This is a genomic window from Pseudogracilibacillus auburnensis, from assembly GCF_003201975.1.
Classification (GTDB): Bacteria; Bacillota; Bacilli; order Bacillales; family Amphibacillaceae; genus Pseudogracilibacillus; species Pseudogracilibacillus auburnensis.
The window spans coordinates 43152-66505 of sequence record NZ_QJJQ01000003.1 but is presented as its reverse complement, the minus strand read 5'-3'; the positions used below and the strand labels follow the sequence as shown (position 1 = coordinate 66505).

Annotated in this window: 19 protein-coding genes; 2 read left to right on the top strand and 17 right to left on the bottom strand. The window is 36.4% G+C overall.

Going from position 1 to position 23354, the window contains the following annotated elements; translation table 11 throughout:
* Positions 1 to 46 precede the first annotated feature (46 nt).
* From rpoZ to DFR56_RS05240, 5 genes are all read right to left on the bottom strand, one after another.
* Entirely contained in the window at positions 47 to 244 is a 198-nt protein-coding gene (gene rpoZ, locus DFR56_RS05265) for a DNA-directed RNA polymerase subunit omega (RefSeq protein ID WP_110394395.1), read from the bottom strand.
* Positions 225 to 860, bottom strand: a complete 636-nt coding sequence (gmk, locus tag DFR56_RS05260) for a guanylate kinase (RefSeq protein ID WP_110394394.1) — start codon at positions 858 to 860, stop codon at positions 225 to 227. Before gmk ends, rpoZ begins: the two co-directional genes overlap by 20 nt.
* Before the next feature lie 15 nt (positions 861 to 875).
* The gene (gene remA, locus DFR56_RS05255; protein WP_110394393.1) at positions 876 to 1136 is read right to left on the bottom strand and encodes an extracellular matrix/biofilm regulator RemA; all 261 of its coding nucleotides are present in this window, start codon (positions 1134 to 1136) and stop codon (positions 876 to 878) included.
* Between the two features lie 46 nt (positions 1137 to 1182).
* The gene (locus tag DFR56_RS05250) at positions 1183 to 2064 is read right to left on the bottom strand and encodes a YicC/YloC family endoribonuclease (protein ID WP_158525507.1); all 882 of its coding nucleotides are present in this window, start codon (positions 2062 to 2064) and stop codon (positions 1183 to 1185) included.
* A gap of 1701 nt (positions 2065 to 3765) precedes the next feature.
* The gene (locus tag DFR56_RS05240) at positions 3766 to 6420 is read right to left on the bottom strand and encodes a cation-translocating P-type ATPase (RefSeq protein ID WP_110394391.1); all 2655 of its coding nucleotides are present in this window, start codon (positions 6418 to 6420) and stop codon (positions 3766 to 3768) included.
* A gap of 111 nt (positions 6421 to 6531) precedes the next feature.
* Between DFR56_RS05240 and DFR56_RS05235 the strand changes: the two genes are divergently transcribed.
* Positions 6532 to 8232, top strand: a complete 1701-nt coding sequence (locus DFR56_RS05235) for an Rqc2 family fibronectin-binding protein (RefSeq protein ID WP_110394390.1) — start codon at positions 6532 to 6534, stop codon at positions 8230 to 8232.
* Positions 8233 to 8669: 437 nt separating this feature from the next.
* On the opposite strand, the gene DFR56_RS05230 is transcribed toward DFR56_RS05235, so the two are convergent.
* Positions 8670 to 9530, bottom strand: coding sequence for a LysR family transcriptional regulator (locus DFR56_RS05230; protein ID WP_110394389.1), 861 nt, complete (start codon positions 9528 to 9530; stop codon positions 8670 to 8672).
* Positions 9531 to 10606: 1076 nt separating this feature from the next.
* Between DFR56_RS05230 and DFR56_RS05220 the strand changes: the two genes are divergently transcribed.
* Entirely contained in the window at positions 10607 to 10858 is a 252-nt protein-coding gene (locus DFR56_RS05220; protein ID WP_110394387.1) for a hypothetical protein, read from the top strand.
* Between the two features lie 58 nt (positions 10859 to 10916).
* Here DFR56_RS05220 and pyrE read toward each other — a convergent pair whose 3' ends face one another.
* The 11 genes from pyrE to lspA all read right to left on the bottom strand — a co-directional run bounded on the left by pyrE (position 10917) and on the right by lspA (position 22690).
* Positions 10917 to 11531: an orotate phosphoribosyltransferase gene (gene pyrE, locus DFR56_RS05215; protein WP_110394386.1), complete on the bottom strand. Its 615-nt coding sequence runs from the start codon at positions 11529 to 11531 to the stop codon at positions 10917 to 10919.
* Positions 11515 to 12225: an orotidine-5'-phosphate decarboxylase gene (pyrF, locus tag DFR56_RS05210; RefSeq protein ID WP_110394385.1), complete on the bottom strand. Its 711-nt coding sequence runs from the start codon at positions 12223 to 12225 to the stop codon at positions 11515 to 11517. Before pyrF ends, pyrE begins: the two co-directional genes overlap by 17 nt.
* Positions 12222 to 13130 carry a dihydroorotate dehydrogenase gene (locus DFR56_RS05205; protein ID WP_110394675.1) on the bottom strand — a complete coding sequence of 303 codons (909 nt, stop codon included), beginning with the start codon at positions 13128 to 13130 and terminating at the stop codon, positions 12222 to 12224. Before DFR56_RS05205 ends, pyrF begins: the two co-directional genes overlap by 4 nt.
* Positions 13130 to 13888: a dihydroorotate dehydrogenase electron transfer subunit gene (locus tag DFR56_RS05200; RefSeq protein ID WP_110394384.1), complete on the bottom strand. Its 759-nt coding sequence runs from the start codon at positions 13886 to 13888 to the stop codon at positions 13130 to 13132. Before DFR56_RS05200 ends, DFR56_RS05205 begins: the two co-directional genes overlap by 1 nt.
* On the bottom strand, positions 13885 to 17091 hold the full coding sequence (gene carB / locus DFR56_RS05195) for a carbamoyl-phosphate synthase large subunit (RefSeq protein ID WP_110394383.1): 3207 nt from the start codon (positions 17089 to 17091) through the stop codon (positions 13885 to 13887). The genes DFR56_RS05200 and carB overlap by 4 nt, the downstream gene beginning before the upstream one ends.
* Positions 17078 to 18181 (bottom strand): carbamoyl phosphate synthase small subunit, encoded by a 1104-nt coding sequence (locus tag DFR56_RS05190; RefSeq protein WP_110394382.1) that lies wholly within the window; start codon positions 18179 to 18181, stop codon positions 17078 to 17080. The genes carB and DFR56_RS05190 overlap by 14 nt, the downstream gene beginning before the upstream one ends.
* Positions 18174 to 19457, bottom strand: a complete 1284-nt coding sequence (locus DFR56_RS05185; protein WP_110394381.1) for a dihydroorotase — start codon at positions 19455 to 19457, stop codon at positions 18174 to 18176. The genes DFR56_RS05190 and DFR56_RS05185 overlap by 8 nt, the downstream gene beginning before the upstream one ends.
* The gene (locus tag DFR56_RS05180; RefSeq protein WP_110394380.1) at positions 19384 to 20340 is read right to left on the bottom strand and encodes an aspartate carbamoyltransferase catalytic subunit; all 957 of its coding nucleotides are present in this window, start codon (positions 20338 to 20340) and stop codon (positions 19384 to 19386) included. Before DFR56_RS05180 ends, DFR56_RS05185 begins: the two co-directional genes overlap by 74 nt.
* 181 nt (positions 20341 to 20521) lie before the next feature.
* Entirely contained in the window at positions 20522 to 21028 is a 507-nt protein-coding gene (pyrR, locus tag DFR56_RS05175) for a bifunctional pyr operon transcriptional regulator/uracil phosphoribosyltransferase PyrR (RefSeq protein ID WP_244916440.1), read from the bottom strand.
* Positions 21029 to 21311: 283 nt separating this feature from the next.
* A complete protein-coding gene (locus DFR56_RS05170; protein ID WP_110394379.1) occupies positions 21312 to 22223 on the bottom strand; it encodes an RluA family pseudouridine synthase in 912 nt (303 codons plus the stop codon).
* Positions 22220 to 22690, bottom strand: coding sequence for a signal peptidase II (gene lspA / locus DFR56_RS05165; protein WP_110394378.1), 471 nt, complete (start codon positions 22688 to 22690; stop codon positions 22220 to 22222). Before lspA ends, DFR56_RS05170 begins: the two co-directional genes overlap by 4 nt.
* Between the last annotated feature and the right edge of the window lie 664 nt (positions 22691 to 23354).

The window sequence follows — 23354 nt, the reverse complement described above, 5'->3', positions numbered from 1 at the left end:
GTTTATCGCAAAAACCCTTGCACATTTAGCAAGGGTTTACAGTTTTTTATTTAGTTTCCTTTATAAATAATTTATCATTTTTAATTTCTTCTAGTGCAACCCCAACTGATTTTAATGATTTTGGATGTTCAACTAATGGTTTGCTCTCACTTTGTAATTCTCTCGCTCTACGGGCAGAGATCGTAACTAATGTATATTTTGAACTAATTTTTTCCTGTAAACTGTCAATTGATGGTTCTAACATTTGTGTCATCCTCCAAGATTTTTTTGTACTGGTTTTCAATTCTATCACGTTTGCAATGTTCACTAACAATAATTGCTTTTACTTTTTCGACTGCTTTATCTACATCATCATTTACGACAACATAATCATATTCACTCATCATGTCAATTTCTTTTTTCGCTTCTTTTAAGCGATTAATGACAAGGTCGTTCGATTCTGTACCACGACGAACAATTCGATTTTTAAGTTCTTCTAAGCTAGGTGGAAATAGGAAAATAAACACACCCTCAGGGAAGTTTCTTTTCACTTGCATCGCACCTTGTACTTCAATTTCTAAAAAGACATCTTTTCCTTTTTCTATTTGCTCTTCTACGTACTCTTTCGGTGTACCGTAATAATTATTAACATATTCGGCATATTCTAATAGCTCGTCCTGTTCAATCATCTTTTTAAATGCATCTTTCGTTTTATAAAAATAGTCTACACCCTCTGTTTCTCCTGGTCTTTTCTTACGTGTCGTTGCTGAAACGGAATATTTTAAATGTGTTTCTTTTTCAAACAAACGTTGTCTTACGGTGCCTTTTCCTACTCCAGAAGGACCTGAGAGTACAAATAAAATTCCTTTTTCATCAAACAAGATTGTTCCTCCTAATTATTCATCCGTTATTTCATCTTGATTAATCATTCGTTGTCCAACTGTTTCAGGTTGAACCGCAGATAAAATGATGTACGAACTATCTGTAATGATAACTGCTCTAGTACGCCTTCCATATGTTGCATCAATCAAATTATTATTTTCCCTTGCAACTTGAACAATTCGTTTTATCGGTGCTGATTCTGGCGAAACGATCGATATAATTCGATTCGCGGAAACAACATTTCCAAAACCGATATTAATAAGATGTAATCCCAAAGCAGTAACCTCCATTATTACGCCTATCATTTTTTCTATACTTATATTACTCGATATTTTGTAATTGTTCTTTAATTTTTTCAATTTCGCTTTTCATCGAGACAACCCACTCACTAATTTTAGAATCGACAGATTTAGATCCAATTGTATTTACTTCTCGATGTAATTCTTGAGTTATAAAATCAAGTTTTCGCCCGATTGGGTTTTCATGTTGAATAACTTGTCTAAAATGGTGAATATGACTTAAAATCCTCGTTATTTCTTCCACGATATCGCCTTTTTCAGCGAGTAATGCTATTTCTTGTAAAAGTTGTGCTTGGTCTACAGCGATCGAATCACCTACATGTTTTTCAATTCGTTCCTTGATACGATTACGGTAGTGAACATAGACATTTTCTTGACGTTCTTCTACTGATTTTACCATACTTTCAATCGATTTGATTCGTTTAATGATATCCTTGATTAAAAAAGCACCTTCACTTTCACGGTTCACTAAAACTTGTTTAGCAGCTTTTTCTACACTATGTAATAATAATTGTTTGATAGAATCAGACGATGTCTTTGTTTCTTCAATGGAAAAAAGGTCTTCATTCGATGTGAGAGCGGTAAGCGGTAAATCACCTACTAACCCATATTTGTTTTGAACAATTTTCATTTGATTTATGTATTGATTAATTAAGTGATAATCTACTTGTAATGTTTTATTCGTTAAATAATCTCCTGTAATCGAGATGTAAACTTCAATTCTTCCACGTACGAAATTTGCTTGAATAATATTTTTAATATCCATTTCTAATTCGTGAAGAGAGCGTGGTATTTTAGGTATAAAATCTAAGTAGCGGCTATTCACGCTTCTTATTTCAACAGTGATCGTCGTTTCTTCCAAATGAAACGTATCGAACCCATAACCTGTCATACTCATTACCATTTTTATCACTCCAATAATGTTATTATACATTCTTGCTTATAAATTCTCTATTAAAAAGCAGAAATCCTTTCAAGCTAGATAAAAAACTTGGCATGCGCAAAGCATTTGCCCTGATTTCCATAGTCGCGCTTATAAAAGCAAACTATCGTTACTAAGTTTCATCTCCTTTCGCAATCCATAATATACGTTCAACAAATTCACAGAGTAAGCTTGGAGTGCTTCACATTATATCCTTAACAACCTTGGTATAATAAACTGTTTTCCAAAAGATTGAGACTGCGAAAACTTCTTCTAGCTAATAAGTGTAATAAGAGAGATGATGCTGCACTTCTATACGTAAATGATCGTCTTTTTTACCGATCCTTTCACGGAATACTCTATTTTTAAAATAGAGGTATGAATCAGACGGAATCGCAAGAAATGAAACATACAAGGGTAAAGTAGATTTGAGGGAGTAAGACGGGTGAATTAATGGAGCATCCAAAACAGATGTTTCTAATATAATTTTGGCCGAGCAAACATTGGATGGGTACTAAGAGGTTTTAAGAAGATGAATATGATGATGTTACGAGGTAGAACTAAAAGTAACTAATGATAAAAAGGGTATATATTAAGGAAAATTTAAAATAAGAATGATAATAAATTTATTTCCACACAACTTGGGTGGATTTTATTGAAGGGTAAATTTTCATCTTGGAATTCCTTTCATTCATTAGCTGATACCGGTGAAATAAATAACACAAAACTTAGAAGAAAAGCAAAAGAAAAAGAAACTAACATCTTTTTCATCGAAATCCTCCTCCAATCTAATTAATGCTGAATATTACTGTATAAACAATGTAAACTACGATAGAAATTTCTAAATTACTTAACTATATTGTTGTATATGTTTTTATCCTTTTGGTTACTAATTAGAAATATTCGCGAAATAGAATCATACTAAACAAAACTACAATACACTGAATGAATGACACTATAATATCTTTTTTCCAAGTATTACCCGACGTATTTTTATGTGGATATCTATGTATTACTCTTAAAAAAAACAAAAAAACAAACCAGAATAATAGAAACTCGAAAATAATTATTACATAGTCTAAATAATTCATCGTTAACCCCTTTCATTAATTTATACTAAAGTTTGATCAAAGGATACGAAAGTTCGTGTCTATTCCTTTTAGGGAAGTTTATTGACAGTTTTCGGCTCATTTATTTAGTCATTACTTGATAAAGAGAGAAATATTTTCGAATTTTTGGTATTAATTGTTGATCGCTTCTTTCAATAAATATTTAATTGATTATAACATAAAATGGAAGATAATTTAACAGCACGAAATAAAAGGGATGTGTAGTACATGAAGGTTAGGCAAAAGGAAAATTGGGGTAATGATCTGGGTAAAGTAAGATGATTAACATCTAAGTCTATAAATGAGGGACATCCAGATAAAGTTGCAGATAGGATATGTAGATGCTAAATTAGGTTTTGATTCGGAGACTTGTGCAGTAATAATCAGTTATAGATGAGCAGTTAAACGAAATAGCTAAAGGTGTAGATGTAGCGTTAGAGTCAAGAAACAGTAAAAAGAAAGGATTTATTGTTTTTACCTGTCAACATAATAAAACACATGAAATCAAAATTGTAACATCAGGTTTCATGTGTTTTATTCAGCTTAAAAGAGGTTTATCCGGCTCTCCAATGAATTATCGCTTGCTTGAAAAACCGAATATAACGGTTGGTAATGCGCTTAGCACAATAATAAATAACCAATCACGTAAACCTAATGACATCGTATGGAAAATTGGCTGTAGTGATTCAACATAAAGAACGACAAGTAATAATAGTAACGATGATAAGACAGCTCCAATTAGATAAAAATTACTGAACGGATTTCGGGAAAAAATTCCTTGTTCACTTCGACAATCAAACACATGAATTAATTGTGCGACAACTAAAGTAGTAAATGCGACTGAACGTGCATAGGTTAAATTTTCTGGGTTATTATCATACGTAATCATAAAGGCAATGAGTGACACAATTCCAATCATGAGTCCTCTGGAAATAATTTTAAACCCAAGCCCCCTGGAAAAGACGCCTTCTTTTGGATCACGTGGTTTTTGTTTCATCACATTTGTTTCAGGCGGATCAAGCCCAAGTGCCATTGCAGGTAGACCATCCGTTACTAAGTTAACCCATAAAATTTGCACAGGAACTAATGGAAGCGGTAAGGCAAGCATCATGGCGACTAGCATAATAAAAATTTCACCGACATTTGATGCGAGTAAATACCGGATAAATTTACGAATATTTTCATAAATATTGCGCCCTTCGCGAATTGCTTCTTTAATCGTATTAAAATTATCGTCCATTAAGATAAGAGATGACGCTTCTTTCGTTACATCTGTTCCACTCATTCCCATACTAACCCCAATATTACTCGCCTTAATGGCAGGGGCATCATTGACACCATCACCCGTCATGGCAACGATATGACCACGCTTTTGAAATGCTTGGACAATTTTCAATTTATGCTCGGGTGTCACTCTAGCAAAAACAGCAACACGATCAATCATTTTCACTAATTCATTTACATCCATATTATTTAATTCATAACCTTCTAACACGAGATCATTCTCACTAGTTTGTAGACCAATTTCTTTCGCAATAGCGGTAGCTGTTTTTTTATGATCTCCTGTAATCATCACTGTTTTAATCCCTGCTGCCTTACATTGTTCAATCGACTTTTTCACTTCTTTTCGCGGCGGATCCATTAATCCAAATAAGCCGATAAATGTTAAATCTTTTTCTAAACTACTTATATCTAAACGATCCCCTTTTTGTAATGGTTTAATACTAATAGCGATAATTCGTAGCGCTTTTTCTGCCATATGATTCATTTTCGCTTCAATATGTTTCGTGCTCTTTAATAATTGTCTCCCATCCTCATGCATCATAAATGTACATCTAGGAACGATCATTTCTGGAGCACCTTTTGAAATAAGAAACCTTCGATTATTTTCATCTTCAACGATGACACTCATTCGTTTTCTTGTTGAATCAAAAGGGAATTGTTTAATCATTTTAAATTGATCTTTAACGACATGACTTAGTCCCATTTTCCTCGCTGCAATAAGCAATGCACCATCGGTTGGATCACCATCAATCATATATTTTCCCTTCTTAACAAGTAAAGATGCTTCATTACAAAGTAACCCGTAAAGTAACATCGATTCCAAATTAGGAAATGTATTGTTTATTTTCTGGTCATTTGCATAAAATTCCCCAGTCGTCGCATACCCTTCCCCTGTCACAAAGATATTCTGGTTATTAAGAAACATTTCTTTAACCGTCATTTTATTTTCGGTAATTGTTCCTGTTTTATCAGAACAAATGACGGAAGCACATCCGAGCGTTTCAACAGCTGAGAGTTTTCTTACAATGGCTTTACGTTTAATCATACGTTGCACACCTAATGATAATGCGACAGTGACGATAGCGGGAAGACCTTCAGGAATAACAGCAACCGCTAAAGAGACACCAGCTAAAACCATATCATACAAAGGTTGTCCATGATAAATCCCTACCCCAACTGTAAGTGCTGTTAATAAGAAGACAACATATATTAACACTTTTCCTAGTTCGATTAATTTTAATTCAAGTGGTGTAATTACTTTTTCTGTTTTCACCATGAGAGAAGCAATTTGTCCGATCGCCGTATTCATCCCAGTTTGGACAACAATCCCAATCCCGCTTCCTTTTGTTACTAAAGTACTTTTAAAGCCGATATTACTTTGATCTTGCATCGTAAGGTTATCACGTTTTATAGCGGTGCTCGTTTTTTCGACTGGTAATGATTCACCTGTTAAAGTAGACTCTTCTGTTTCTAGTCCATTTGATTTTACAATGCGAAAATCAGCTGGTACTCTGTCACCTGTAATTATGCGGATAACATCACCGACAACAGCTTGTTCAGATGGGATCGTACTCCATTCTCCATCACGTAAGACTCTAATTTTTGGAGCAGATAATTCTTTTAGTTTTTCTAACGACTTTTCTGCTTTTTGTTCTTGAAAAAAGCCGATAAAGCCATTTAATAACACAATCGTCATAATTGCGATCGCATCAATATACTCCCCGAGCATCCCTGCAATTAATGTGGCGGCTAATAAAATAATGACCATGAAGTCTTGGAATTGCTTCATAAACAAGACCCAAATTGGTTGCTTTTTCGCTGTTTGCAAAGTGTTTAGACCAAATTGTTTTTGACGTTGTTCCACTTGTTTATACGACAAACCCTTTTCTGTAAAAACATGTAATTTTCTTTCCACATCGTTTACATCCATTTGATACCATTTCACATTTTATCCCCACCTATATTTTGACATAGTAATTTGTGTATTGTTCACTTTTACAATATGTATGCAGACTCGTCCAAAATAATGCTATAATAGCTGGTGAGGTGACTTAATATGCCATATGATGGAATCGTAACGAGAGCAATAACGAAAGAATTACAAACATCTTTAATAGGTGGACGGATAAATAAAATATACCAACCGACAAATACAGAACTCGTCTTTACGGTAAGAAATAATCGTCAAAATTATACTTTACTTCTTTCCATTCATCCATCTTATGCAAGGCTTCACTTAACGAACGATACTTATCGCAATCCAAATGAGCCACCGATGTTTTGTATGTTATTACGTAAACATATAGCCGGTGCAGTAATTGAACATATCGAACAACATCAATTAGAACGGATTGTTACCTTTGAATTTAAAGGGTTTAATGAAATTGGTGATCCAGTAACAAAAACATTAATCATTGAAATTATGGGGCGACATAGTAATGTTCTTTTGCTAAATGAAGATAAAAGTATGATTATTAACTGTTTAAAACATGTTCCTCCATTTCAAAATCGTTACCGCACACTATTACCCGGCTCACCATATAAATTGCCTCCCTCACAAGATAAGCTTAATTTATTAGAAACGAATGAAGAGCAATTTATCAAAAAATTGGATTTTAATGCGGGGAAAATGGATAAGCAAATTGTGCAAACTTTAACAGGTATTTCTCCATTGGCCGCAAAAGAAGTCGTTCATCGTGCCCATTTAGGTTCTGAGGCAACCTATAAAAAAGAGTTTGGAACGTTTCAAAAAGAAGTGATCGATTGTACATTCGAGCCAGCTATTTATCGAGAGAAAAAAGAAGACTTTCACGTCATTCCAATTTCATATCTTGATCATAAAGAAGTTTATGTGGATGCAAATGAAATGGTTGATATCTTTTATTCAACTAAAGCAGAACGTGATCGTGTCAAACAACAAGCGAAAGATTTAGAACGGGTCGTGAAAAATGAAGTAGAAAAAAATGAGCGGAAATTAAAAATCCATGAAACGACGATTAAAAAAGCAAAAAATGCCGGGACATACCAGAAATATGGTGAATTATTAACTGCTCACATGCATTTAGTCAAAAAAGGCGATCAATCAATTACCGTTGCCGATTATTATGACCCCGACCAAAATGAAGTAACAATTCATTTACAAACAGATAAAACGCCGAGTGAAAACGCACAACTTTTTTTTAAACGATACCGGAAACTTTCTACAGCAAAAGGGAATGCTAAAGTGGAAATGAATAAGGCAAAACATGAAATTGCTTATTTAGAACAAATTTTACAGCAAATTGACACTGCTCGAGATGAAGATATTGAGGAAATTCGTGAGGAACTACGAGAACAAGGATATGTGAAAAAACAAGCTCAAAAGCGAAAAAGACGATCAAAACCGACGCCTGAACTATTTACATCAACAGACGGGACACTTATTTATGTCGGGCGAAACAATAAGCAAAATGACTATGTTACACATAGAATCGCAAATAAAAATGATCTATGGCTGCATACATTAAATATTCCGGGTTCACACGTCATTATTAAAGATGCTAATCCATCAGAACAAACATTGCATGAAGCGGCACAGCTTGCTGCCTATTTTAGTAAAGCACAGCACTCTGCTTCGGTACCGGTTGACTATACGGAAGTTCGTCACGTAAAAAAACCATCTGGCGCAAAACCCGGATTTGTTACATATAGTGAACAAAAAACACTATACGTTACACCTGACGAAAAAGTAGTAAAAGAATTAAAAGCTCGTTCTTAAAATGTTAATGTGGAAATAAGGATACATCCATAATAATGCTAAATAGTGATACTCCCCTTGCCGGCTGGCTTCATGATCATATAAGCTAAGCCGGCAATATGATGGGGGCTAGGCCACCCGAAGGAATGGATAACGTTTGGCTAAATCAATAAAGAACATCCTGCATCTCCGCTTACTCTTTTGCATGAGGTAATTGCTTCTCTCGCAAACTGGCCCGCGAATAAAACTAGCCAATATCATCTAATCGTAACCGAAAATACGACTCTCAGTAGATTGAGAGAACGATTAAGACTTTATCACGTCCACAAAAACAACTTTTTGCGATTTCGGGTAACGAATAAGACCTTCCTGATCAAAAAAAACGATTCTTCGTAATACCGGGTAACGAATTAGAAACTATCGTGTCCGTTAGCGTCTTCATACGGACATATGGTACATTAATCGAACTGTTCACTTAATAATAAGTCAATAAAACTGTTTACTTGTGGTAATTTTCGCATTCCGCCTTGATAGCATAACCAAGTATCTCTTGTAATTGCTTCCCCTTCAACTTCCAAAGGCAAATGCGGGAATTTATTCATTAAGTTTCGAGAAACACTTTTTGGCAAAATCGCCATCCCTAATCCACGCATCATAAACTGTTTACACGTCTCAATTTGGTCGACACTTATTTTTTGAATCGGATTTATCTCATCTTGATGATAAAATAACCAATGGTTCATTAAATCATGGAGGTCATCATCACTTTTAAAAGAGATAAGCGGTCTTTCTTTTATCTCACCTTTTTCAAATGGTTCCGTATCAAAAATATATAACGGATCTTTAAACAACAGGATAGATGTATTATCTTTCATTTTTTCTCCACGAACGATCGTAATATGGTATTTATTATTTTCGCGTTTAATGTTTTCACTCATTCCTGTTACTAAGTCGATCGAAACGAGCGGAAATCGTTTCGTGAATTTTGCTAAAATAGATGGTAAATAGCGCTGACTAATGACAGAAGAACATGCGATTGATAATGTCCCACGAACTTCGATACTGGATGCTGCAAGCGTATTTTTAATATCAATTTCCCGTTCGACTACTTCTTTTGCATGTTTTAAAATAATTTCCCCACTTGGTGTTAATTTAAGTCGTTTTGATGTTCGAATAAAAATTTGTTCACCAAAATATTCTTCAATAAATTTTAATCGTTGAGAAACAGCTGGTTGCGAGATTAAAACTGCTTTCGCTGTCCCGCGTACCGTACCAATTTTTTCTAACTGGAGTAATAATTCATAATCTTCAATTTTCATAGTAAATCCCTTTGCCTTATAAGTATTTTTAATCACTATTTATTATATAATAAAATCTTACTTATTTCATTAAATAATAATGATTGCAAGATATTATCTTTATAATTGATTCACTATTTACTATTTCTCTACAGTTTTTTAATGTGTTATGTTAATTTCTATTTACTCAGCAAAATTGACCTGCGTAGAATTAAGTGGGATGAAGATACAGCGTTCAAGTTGACTTTGGATTAACTGATTGCTCTATGCATTCTGATCACATCTAGACTCCATTTCTCTTTTTGTTAAGTTTGTTGCTATTATCACGCATTTGAAATAAACTGCGACATAACATTTTAGCCGGCCGCTACGGAAATACACTCCGCCTTTTGAGACCACTGAAAAGGTTATAAAAAAAATTGGGGATAGATTCGTATACTACCGCATCCTGAATATGCTTCGCTTTCCGTGGGCGGCTGTTGAGCCTCCTCACTCGCTTTTCTCGTTGTGGGGTCTCATCTAGGCCTTTCCTCCCACAGGAGTCTACGCATATTCAGGCTGCTATAAATGTGCTTAATCATTATTTTTCCGATAAATCACTTCTCAGTTGCCCCCGTTATCCGATGGGAGTCTCCGTGTATTTCCTTCGCTGGGATGTGTTAATAGTACGAGACATTTGTTTTCACTATTCTGGTGGTTGTTTGGAGCGAAGGACCATTGACTCCTGTGGGAAAAGCGCGTGTCCGAAGACCCCGCAGAGTGATTTTCTCGAGGAGGCTGAGGCCGTGCCACGGAAAGCAATGGTCTGTAGCGGAAAACAACTTAGCAGTTACTGCGCAGTTTATATCTTATATGCAAAAAACAAAAAAATATTTGGTAGGAGAAGTATTCGCGGTCCCAATCTTTTGGAAAATGGTTTATAGTACCAAGATTGTCAAGGATGTAACGGGGGTCTGTAAAGTGCAGATCGATATTAATTAGAAATTGATCATTTTGATATATATATTTTAAGACTAAAGGTACCAGTCAAGTGCAGCACTTTTATACTCTTAGGGGAAATAAATCCTTCTTAAAACATTGGCATAAGAGCGAAGAACATGAAATCATTTGGATATAGAGGATTTAATGATTATCTTAACCCTGTAATGCTTATAGGAACTTTACTCCTAAACACCATGAGAAAAGTAGAGATGAATTTAATCATTTTATACTCTACTTTACTATTGGTTGCCCACGAAAAAGAGATACTTGGGATCATAATTGTAATCGAGTCATCTACACCGAAAGTGAAAAAACTTTATCCAACTCCTAAAAGAAGAGTTTTTATTGCATGCTTTGCGAACTTTTAAGACAGATCCCTTTCATCACCTTTAGAAAAAATGTAACAACAAACTCGAGTCCATCATTTTACAATTGATTGCGCCATGCAAGCAATGTTTCACGTTCTTTCTCGGTAATTTCTTTATCGTGTACGAGCACATCTAATAAATTGTCAAAGCTTGTAATTGTTTGTAAAGCAATATTTTCATTGTGAAAACGTTCAAAAGCTTTTTCCAAGCCATATGTAAATATTGCAAATACGGCAACTACTTCAATACCCTCTTCCTCCAAAACTTTTGCTGTTTCTAAAGAAGACCCTCCTGTTGAAATCAAATCTTCGATGACGAGTACTTTTTGATCTTTTTCAATTAGTCCTTCAATTTGGTTGCCTTTTCCATGCCCCTTAGGTTTAGAGCGCACATAAATCATCGGAATATCTAATTCACTAGCAAGCCAAGCTGCATGTGGAATTCCAGCTGTTGCACATCCAGCTATGACATCTGGTTTTATTTGTAGTTCTTTTACCTTTTGCGCGAACGATTTCGTTATTTTTTTTCGTAAATTTGGATAAGACATCGTGAGCCGGTTATCACAATAAATGGGAGACTGAATACCCGATGTCCAAGTAAAATATCCGTCTGTTTTAATTTGAACTGCTTTAATGTTTAATAAGTCTCTTGCTATTTCATTTTGAAGTTCCATTTTTCCACTCCTCCTGCGCTTGTTGATATGCTTCTAACGGGTTGTTTGCTTTCGTAATACTTCTGCCGATTACGATCGAATCTGTCCCTATTCGTCGTGCTAAAGATGGAGTAGCAACTCTTTTTTGATCATTTTCTTTGCTTGATGGTAAACGAATTCCAGGTGTTACCGTTAAAAAAGAGGTTCCACAATGTTGCTTAATCATTTCTACTTCATGAACAGAGCAAACAACTCCGTCTGCTCCACCATTTTTAGCTACTTTTGCTAAATGGGTCACATGTTGTTCGATCGAACCTTGTAGTTGTAAATCATTATTCATCGTCTGCTCATCCATTGAAGTTAAAATAGTCACAGCAATTAATTTCGTTTCATGTTGCTTGTTTATCGAAGCTAATCCTTCTTTCGCCCTTTTAATCATTTCGCTTCCACCTAATGCATGGACATTGACAATATCTACTTCTAAAGTAGCTAAATTTCGCATCGCCCGCATAACGGTTGTTGGAATATCATGAAGTTTTAAATCTAAAAATATCGGATGATTTCTATTTTTCAGCTGCTCAATGACATAGGCCCCTTCACGATAAAATAATTCCATACCAACTTTCACTGGAACTTCTTTTAATTGATGATCGTCTAAAAACTGTTTAGACTCTTCCCACGTTGGAAAATCAAGTGCTAAATAAATATGATTCATTGATGTGCGCCTCCTGTTGCTTCTTTCACAGATGTAAACCCATATTTTTTGAGTACTGCTGGTAATTGTTCAATAATGTCGGGACAAACAAAAGGATTGAGAAAGTTCGCAGTTCCGATAGCAACGGCATCTGCTCCAGCAAGTAAAAATTCAAGTACATCTTCTGCCGTTTCAATACCTCCCATTCCGATAATCGGAATGGTAACATGTTGTTTTACTTCATAAATCATCCGAATTGCAATTGGTTTAATGGCTGGTCCTGATAGTCCACCCGTTTTGTTGGCGATCAATGGAGCTTTACTAGGTAAATGGATTTGCATACCAGTTAATGTATTAATCATGGATAAACCATCCGCACCGGCTGCTTCGATCGCTTTAGCCATATCAACGATATTCGTTACATTTGGGGACAATTTCACATAAACAGGAACACGGGTCCTCTTTTTCACTTTTTCCGTCACCGTTGCAGCCATTTCAGGGTCGATTCCAAATTGAATACCACCCTCTTTCACATTCGGACAAGATATATTTAATTCAATTGCAGCCAAGTCGGTTGACTCATTTAAAACGGTAACGACTTTTTCATATTCTTCGATCGTGCTCCCTGCGACATTAGCGATAATTGGAATATGGAATTGACTTAAAAACGGAATTTCTGTTTCCACAATTTTTTCGACACCTGGATTTTGTAGCCCAATTGCATTAAGCATTCCAGAAGCAGTTTCCGCAACACGTGGCGTTTTGTTTCCAAGTCTTGCTTCCCCAGTTGCTGCCTTCATAATGACTGCTCCTAGCTTTCCTAAATCATAAAACTGACTATATTCGCGACCAAACCCAAAGCAACCTGAAGCAGGCATAATTGGATTTTGTAAGTTCAAACCTGGTAAGGTAACAGACAAATCGATCATAGAATCACCTCATTTGCCCGAAACACAGGCCCATCTTGACATATTTTCTTATATCCTGCCTCATCCTCTGTTGGAATCACACATGCATAACAAGCTCCAACCCCACAGCCCATTCGTTCTTCAAACGATAAATACCCCTCGTTACCTCGTAAATTGTCGCTTACTGCCCGTAGCATCGGTAATGGTCCACAAGAATAATAGCGATCAAATCGGGAAGTTTTATCTAACACATCTGTCACAAATCCTTTATATCCATAAGATCCATCGTTTGTGACGACAAACGTTTCGCCTAAAGCTTGAAATTCATTTTCATAAAAAACATAGTCCCTTGACTGGAATCCGATAATTGATTGCACTTGGATACCGAACTTTTTTAGTTGGGTACCTAAAAAATAGATCGGCGGGACCCCGATACCTCCACCGATTAACAGGACAGTAGCCGGCTTTTGTCCAGTTTGAACGGGAAAGCCATTCCCGTTTGGTCCTAACACATCAATCGTCTCTCCAACTTGATACGTAGCTAATGTCTCTGTTCCTGAACCTATTATTTTAAAAAGGATGGTAACCGTCCTTGCCTTCGAGTCAACTGCTGCGATCGAAAGTGGTCTTCTTAAAGTATGTCCCGTTATAGCGATATGCAAAAATTGACCAGGTGTCGCATGATTACTTATATACTCATTTTCCAGCACCATTTCAACCGTATCTGTGGCAATTTGTTTGGATGAGATGATTTTCATCGCTTCTTTTTTTATCATGCTCGTAATGCTCCTTTATTTATCATCGCATTTGCACTAAACGTTGTTGAATCAATTACATTAACGATCGCTTCGGCAGTATCTAAATTTGTTAAACTAATGATGCCATGTTCGACCGCTTCCCTGCGAATTCTAAACCCATCGGAACGTGGTTGTTTACCAGAAGTTAATGTATTAATAACGAATTGAACTTCTCCATTCGTTATTAATGACAGGACATTTTGTTCATTTTCTCCTCTGCCGATTTTTCCTACTGCCGTAACAGGTAACTCTTTTTTCGCTAAATAATTGGCAGTTCCTTCTGTTGCATATAATTGAAATCCTAATGTAACAAACCGTTCTGCTATTTTAGATGCTTCTTCTTTATCTTTATCCGCGACCGTAAGTAATACAGAACCTTCATAAGGGATCGTAATTCCTGATGCGATTAACCCTTTATATAATGCCTTCTCAAGCGTTTGATCATAACCGATCGCTTCCCCAGTCGATTTCATTTCTGGTCCTAATGTCGTGTCAACACTTCGTAGTTTTTCAAAAGAAAAAACAGGTAATTTCACATACACATTTTCACATTCTTCGTAAATCTCTGTTTTAAACCCTTTATGCGCTAATTTTTCTCCTAAAATACATTTCGTTGCAATATTCGCCATCGTAATACCCGTTATTTTACTTAAAAAAGGAATTGTCCTACTCGCTCTTGGATTGACTTCGATCACATACACATCGTCATGTTGAATGATAAATTGAATATTGATTAGACCAATTACTTCTAAAGCTTTGGCAATCTTATCCGTTGCGTGTAAGCATTTTTGTTTTACTGCTTCACTTAGGCGTTGTGGCGGATAAACAGCGATGGAATCACCTGAATGGACTCCGGCTCGTTCAATATGTTCCATTATTCCAGGGACAAAAGTTGTCTCCCCATCACTGATCGCATCGATATCAACCTCTATTCCGGTAATATATTGATCGATTAATAACGGTTTTTCTGGATTAATGGATGATATTTTCTGTAAGTAGATCGATAATTCCTGTTCATGATGAACAATCTCCATTTGACTGCCACCAATTACGTACGATGGACGAACTAATACAGGATAGCCAATTTTTTCAGCGGCTGGAAGTACATCTTCTTTTTTTGATACTGCTTTTCCATTCGGTCTTTTTAAATCAAGCTGTTCCAACAATTGTTCAAATTTATGTCGATCCTCTGCCCGGTCAATTGCTGCTAAACTCGTCCCTAAAATAGATACTCCACGTTTTTCTAATCCTGCTGCTAAATTAATCGCAGTTTGTCCTCCAAATTGAACGATAACGCCAATTGGTTTTTCTAATTGAACGACGTGCATGACATCCTCGAGCGTTAGCGGCTCAAAATATAATTTATCGGAAATAGAAAAATCAGTTGAAACTGTTTCAGGGTTATTATTCATAATGATTGCTTCATAGCCCATTTCTTTGATCGCTAAAACAGAATGTACAGTCGCATAATCAAATTCAATTCCTTGGCCTATTCGAATGGGCCCAGATCCTAATACAAGTACTTTTTTGCGGTCGGAAGTGATCGATTCATTTTCTTGTTCATACGTACTGTAAAAATATGGTGCAGTTGAATCATAAACCCCCGCACAAGTATCAACCATTTTATACACTGGAAACATTGCCTCTTTCATACGAAGCTCATATATTTCTTCTTCCGACATTTCCCATAAACGAGCAATTTGCGTATCTGAAATGCCGAATTGCTTTCCTACTTGTAACATTTCGATATTCAATCGATTTTCGGCAATATCTTTTTCCAGTTCGATGATATGTTGTATTTTTCTTAAGAAAAGTAGATCGATTTTTGTATAGTGATGAATGTCATCGATCATCATTCCCCGCCTGAACAATTCAGCAAGGACAAAAATTCGTTCATCATCTGCTTTCACTAACCTTTCGATTAGTTTTTCTTTCTCTATCGATACTAAACTAGGTAAATAAAAATCTCCATTGCCAATTTCAAGAGATCGAATGCCTTTTAGTAGCGACTCTTCTACATTTCTCCCAATTGCCATTATTTCTCCGGTCGCCTTCATTTGTGTGCCTAAAGTGCGGTCTCCCGATGTAAATTTATCAAATGGAAAACGTGGAAATTTTGTCACAACATAGTCTAAGGCAGGCTCAAAACAGGCATAGGTCGTTTCAGTAATTGGGTTCCTGATTTCATCTAATGTTAAGCCAACAGCAATTTTAGCAGCAATTTTGGCGATCGGAAACCCTGTCGCTTTTGATGCAAGTGCTGATGAGCGACTTACCCGTGGATTTACTTCAATAATATAATAATTAAAACTATCCGGATCAAGGGCTAACTGGACATTACAACCACCTTCAATTTGAAGAGCACGAATAAGTTTTAACGATACTCGCCGAAGCAATTGATATTCTCTATCTGATAATGTGACAGATGGTGCAACAACGATCGAATCACCTGTATGAATCCCAACTGGATCAATGTTTTCCATATTACAAACGACGATCGCTTGGTCTTTTTTATCTCGAATCACTTCGTATTCGATTTCTTTATACCCTGCAATACTTTTTTCGATCAAACATTGATGAACTGGTGAAAGAGCTAAACCATTTTTTACGATATGTTCAAGTTCTTCTTTCGTCTCGCACATTCCTCCACCCGTTCCTCCTAATGTGAAGGCAGGTCGGACAATGACAGGATACCCTATATCTTCAGCGAAATGAACGGCATCTTTTACAGTCGTGACGATCTCACTTGGAGGCACTGGCTCATTTAATTCATCCATTAAAACCCGAAATTTTTCCCGATCCTCCGCTTTTTCAATTGCATCTAACGATGTACCAAGTAATTGTACATTACATTCTTTTAAAATGCCTGATTGATCTAATGCAACTGCAAGGTTTAAACCTGTTTGTCCTCCTAATGTTGGCAGGATGGCACACGGTCTTTCTTTACGAATGATTTTACTTAAAAATTCAACCGTTAAAGGCTCCATATATACTTTATCCGCTACAGTATGGTCAGTCATAATGGTTGCTGGATTGGAGTTCGCTAAGATAACAGTATAACCTTCTTCTTTTAAAGAATGACAAGCTTGTGTGCCAGAATAATCAAATTCAGCTGCTTGCCCAATAACAATTGGACCAGAACCGATCACTAAAATTTTTTCAATCTCTTTATTTTTTGGCATGGTGATTCACTCCATTTTTGTCCCTTTTTTCTTCAATCATTTGCAAAAAAGTACGAAAAACATAATTTGTTTCATTCGATCCTGGTGCACCTTCGGGATGAAACTGTACAGTGAAGGCCGGGTATTTATTATGTTGGAGGCCTTCAATCGTTCCATCATTTAAAGAACGGAACGATATGTGTAAATCAGTGTTTTGAACAGATGTTTCTTCAACACAGTACTGACAACTTTTCGTCGTGATCCATGTTTTATCTGTTTGTACATCTTTAACGGGAAAGTTGTTTCCATAATTACCCACATGCATTTTCTTTGTTTTCCCTCCACAAGCGAGCGCAAACAGTTGATGCCCAAGTCCAATTCCAAATAACGGTATTTTTCCGAGTAGATGTTTAATGGTGTTAATTGTTTCAGTAATTTCCTCTGGATTTCCCGGTCCATTTGAAATGAGGACACCATCTGGTTTAAATCGTAAAATATCTTCTACAGAGTAATTGTAAGGAACGACCGTTATATGACATTGTAGTCTCGTTAATTCATGTAAAATACTTTGCTTCATGCCGAGGTCAACAACGACGATTCTCAGACCCCGTCCTGGAACGATGTACGCTTTCGTAATCGAGGTTGCTTGCACAGGAAGTGTCATGTTATCTGTCTTTAATTCTTCCAGCACATGATGAGGCGCCTCCGTCATATTCGTCATCATTGCACGCATCGTTCCTTTTTTTCGGAGTAGACGGGTTAACATTCTTGTATCGATTCCCGAAATGCCTGGGATACCAGATTTTTTTAAAAAATCATCTAATGTCTCTTCCCTTCTAAAATTAGATGGTTCATGACATACTTCTTTGACGACAATTCCGTGAAGAAATGGAGTGATCGCCTCCATATCATCTCGATTTATTCCATACGTGCCAATCGAAGGATAAGTCATCACTGCAATTTTTCCAGCGTAAGTTGGATCAGAAATTACTTCTTGATAGCCAGTCATTCCAGTATGAAAAATGATTTCACCAGTCTTTTTTTCTTCACTTCCAAATGCTTTCCCGATAAATACAGTTCCATCCTCTAATACGAGCTGTCTATTATTCATGGTCATCATCCCTATATGCAACTTTTCCAGCGGCAATAGTCAGTACAGGTATTCCTGATACGTTCCATCCATGAAAAGGTGTGTTTTTTCCTTTTGAGTAAAAGGTATGTTTATCAATGTTCATTTCTTTTTCTAAATCGACAAGCGTTATATCGGCAATTTCACCTTCTGCTAAAACACCATACGGTAATTGGAATGTTTCGGCAGGCTTTATCGTAAACACATCGACTAATTGTTGTAAGGTCATTTTCTTTGTCAATACGAGATGTGTATAAAGTAACGGAAAGGCTGTTTCTAATCCAACAATCCCAAATGGCGCTTTTACTATTCCAAGCGCTTTTTCCACTTGCGCATGTGGAGCATGATCAGTTGCAACAAAATCAATCGTTCCGTCTAATAATCCTTCTAATAATGCTTCACGATCTGCTCTACTTCTGAGTGGTGGATTCATTTTAAAATCCGCATCATCATCGACAATATCATCTTCGGTTAAAAGTAAATGATGTGGGCTCACTTCCGCTGTGACATGGATTCCAGCTCTTTTGGCATCACGAATGACACGAACAGATTCTTTCGTACTTACATGACAAACATGGTAATGACAATTCGCTTCCTCGGCTAATAGCACATCACGAGCAATTTGGACGGACTCGCATGCACTTAAAATTCCTGGCAATCCAAGACGATCACTAACATTTCCTTGATGAACGACTCCACCGTATAAAATCGAATTATCTTCACAGTGTGCGACAATTGCTTTCCCGTTTGCTGCTGCTTCTTTCATCGCTTCAAGCATTTGGCCTGCTGTTTGAATCCCAACGCCATCATCAGTAAAAGCAAATATATTTGTTTTACTTAATTCAGTAATATTGGTTCTTTCTTCTCCTTGTAACCCTTTTGTAATAGCAGCATATGGTAGCACTCTTACAACTGCATCTTCCTTTATTTTTTGCAGTAACTTTTCGACTTCTTCTACATGATCTGGTACTGGGTTCGTATTCGGCATCGAACAAACTGTCGTGAACCCTCCACGTGCAGCTGCTTCTGTACCTGTTTTAATCGTTTCTTTATGCTCTCCTCCTGGTTCACGTAAATGAATATGGACATCAATAAAGCCAGGAAGGACTAATTTACCTTTACAATCAATTACTTGATCTGCTTGCTCTTCGATTGATGGAGCGATTTTTTGAATCTTTTCCTCATTAATTAACAAATCGCATGTTTCTAATTCGTTGTTCTGGATAAGTCTCTGTGCATTTTTTAATATGATTTTCATTGATAATCCCCCAGTTTAATAATTGTGTTGTTAAAACAGCCATTCTGACATATACTCCATTAGACATTTGCTCAAAGATTCTTGAACGTTCACATTCGACAAGGGTGGAGTCAATTTCAACACCACGGTTTACAGGTCCTGGATGGAGAATGATCGCTCGATCCTTCATTTTCTTTTCTCTTGCTACGGTTAAGCCGAAATGATCATTATAATGAACAGTTGCACTTGAAAACTGATCATGACGTTCATGTTGAATGCGTAACAGCATAAGCACATCACAAATTTCTACCGCTTCATCGATTGATATATGTGGAAATGGAAGTGTTTCATCCATAAACTCTGGGGCACCAGAAAAATAGACATTTGCTCCAAGTTTACTTAACATTTCAGCGTTAGAGCGAGCAACTCGGCTATGTTTTATGTCTCCAGCGATAACGATATTTAATCCATTAAAGGTAGTAAACTCTTGATAAATCGTATAGGCATCTAACAAGCTTTGGGTTGGGTGCGCCTTTTTTCCTGCTCCGGCGTTAATAATCGGAATCGACATATGCTCACTCAATTCATTTGCCCATTCATCATGTTCATGACGAATGACAAGTACATTTGCTCCAATTGCTTCAAATGTTTTAGCTGTATCATATAATGACTCTCCTTTTTTCATGCTGGACATTTCCTGATGAAATTCTAATGATTCCATGCCTAATTTTTTCTCCGCGACAATAAAGCTCATTTTCGTTCTCGTACTCGGTTCAAAAAATAAATTGGCACTAAATAGTTGTTTTGTTAATTTATACTCATCAAGATGAAATTTGTTGGCCATTTCTAGTAATGCGACCATGTCATTTACAGCCATATCTTGGACAGTTAAAAAATGTTTCATGATTTGACACCTCTCCATCTCTTCTCTATTAGTTTAATCACTACTTGAAGGTGTTTCTAGACGAAGCATCCAATAAAAAAACCTCTTTGCAAAAGGTCGCAAAGAGGCATACGTATCCTAAAAAAACGTATGGTTCTAATCTTAGCTACCTTTTAAACCTCTCTGGATTTAATTAAAGGAACTAACTTCTTTTTTCAAATATACTAACTTCATCCAAATCATCTTGTTCCGTTAATTCAACTACGATTAACTCTTCATTTGAGGTCGGAATATTTTTACCGACATAATCTGCACGAATCGGTAATTCTCGGTGACCACGATCAATTAATACTGCTAATTGAATTTGCGCAGGTCGTTCAATATCCATCACTGCATCCATTGCTGCTCGGACTGTTCTACCAGTATATAATACATCGTCAACGAGTATCACTGTTTTGTTCTTAATTTCTACTTCAATATTTGTTGCGATTAATTCTGGCTCCGGTGATTTCTTTTGTAAATCATCCCGGTATAACGTAATATCTAATTCACCGATTGGGACAGTGACTTCTTCAATTCTCTTTATCTTTTCTTGTAGTCGTTTAGCAAGTGGGACTCCTCTTGTTTTAATCCCTACTAAGATGAGGTCATCTCCACCTTTGTTTCTTTCTACTATTTCATGAGCAATTCTAGTTAAAGCCCGGTTCATTGCTGAATGATCAAGTACAATTGTTTTCTTTTTCACTCCCCAACCTCCTACCATATTAGAAACTTGACATTCGCCAACCATTTAGCGAATGCTATAGTTGCGCTTATGTAGAAAGAAAGGATTTATTCTTTCTTATCTACCAAAAAAACCTTCTACACTCCGAGAGGTAAAAGGTTTTTGGACAGACGTCTCTAAATTTCCGTTCCCTTTTTAGCCTCACGGGACTATGTTAAAGGATTACTTATTTAACTATCCATTATTATTCCAAAAACGTCTTTCAAAGTCAAGACATATTCTGAAGTTTTTTTAATAGATGCTTAAATTGTGGCGGTTGTTCGACAGTAAATGTCATCCATTCGTTTGTTTTAGGATGAATGAACCTTAATTGTTTAGCAAAAAGTGCCTGCCCCTTTATGAGCGGAGATTTTTTTCGGCAGTATACTTCATCCCCAACAATTGGATGTTGAATATATTTCATATGCACTCTAATTTGATGGGTTCTCCCTGTTTTTAATTCACATTGTACATGTGTATATTGCTGAAATCGTTTTATCACTCGAAAATGTGTTTCTGCCTCTTTACCACCGGAAACAACAGCCATTTCTAATCTATTTTTCGGATTTCTTCCAATAGGTGCTTTGATTACTCCTTTATCATGTGCCATGACGCCAAAGACAACTGCTTCATAAATACGAATAACCGATTTATTTTTAAATTGATTTTTTAAATGTGCATGTGTTTCATTGTCTTTTGCAATAACGAGAGCTCCACTCGTATCTTGATCAAGTCGATGAACGATACCAGGTCTTTCTTCCCCACCCAAATCAGATAAATGGGTCGTATGAAATTTTAATGCATTTACTAACGTATTGGACTTAACGGTTTGTGTTGGATGTACTAACATCCCTTTTGGCTTATTAATAACGATTACATCATCATCTTCATACAAAATATCAAGTGGTATTTTTTCAGGTTCTACCTTTTCTTGCTTCACTTCTTGTATATGCCACTCGATGAGATCATTTTGTTTACAACGATAATTTGCTTTTTGAGGTTGATTGTTCACTGTTACATCTTTATTTTTTATCCATGTTTGTACTTGATGCCTTGAATAAGATTCATTCACACTAGCTAACAGTTTATCTAACCGAACACCTTCATCTTCTTCGGTAATCTTGTATTGGTTCTTATTCATGAAGCTTTCCCTTTCTTCTTTCTTTCATCGATAATCGTAGCAATTAAGAAAAGAAATACGCCAACACAAAGGCTAGAGTCTGCCACATTAAAAATAGGGAAATCATATGTAAAAATAATAAAATCTAAAAAATCGACAACTTCTTTTCGAAAAAGTCGATCAATAAAATTACCGATTGCTCCACCTAAGATCAAGCTTAATGCGATTGCAACTAACATACTATCTCTTGCATGTTTTTGCATAAAATAAATAATCCCAATGACGACGATGACGGTAATAATATAGAAAAACATCATTTGGTCTGGTAAAATTCCCCAAGCTGCACCTTTATTCCGGTGTGACGTAATCGCAAAGAAACGATCGATGATTGGGATACTTTCATATAGCTCCATTTTTTTAACAATAAGCCATTTTGTCCATTGGTCTAGTATAATGACGAGAAATGCTAATCCATAATAGCGATACATACTTATTCCCTCCGAAATACATAAGCGTTTTATAAACATCTATTTAAGAATACCATTATTATCATTTTTGTACACGAATAAACGTATGCATTTTAAAAAAAGATGAGCTCAACCTTCGCACCAATAAAATGCGTATAAATACTTCGCATAGTTAAGATTAGTATACTAATATTCCTTGACAATTTAGCAACAAAGCCATTTTTAAAAGACTGGGCTACTAGCTGGGATACTGCCCTTATAAAAAAGATAAACTGTGCAGTAAAATAGTGAATATACCATCGCTACAGAAATGCACTCCGCTTTCACCACAGGGCATAAGAGCGACATCTATTCAACCTGCGCTATCGCTTGCTTTCACAGTGTCTCCTTTACCGTGGGCGGCTGTTAAGCCTCCTCACTCGTAATTAAAGGAAGGCCAACTAAAACCGGCCTTTGCGGCCAACGTCGGCATACCCCTTGCCGGGGCAGGGTCTTATCTAGGCCTATCCTCCCACAGGAGTCTCCGTGCATTTCCTTCGCTGGTAGTGTGCTAATAAACAGTACGATACACGTACTTCTACTATTTCGGTGGTTGTTTGGAGCGAAGGACCATTATTGACTCCTGTGGGAAAAGCGCGTGTCCGAAGACCCCGCAGAATGATTTTCTCGAGGAGGCTGAGGCCGT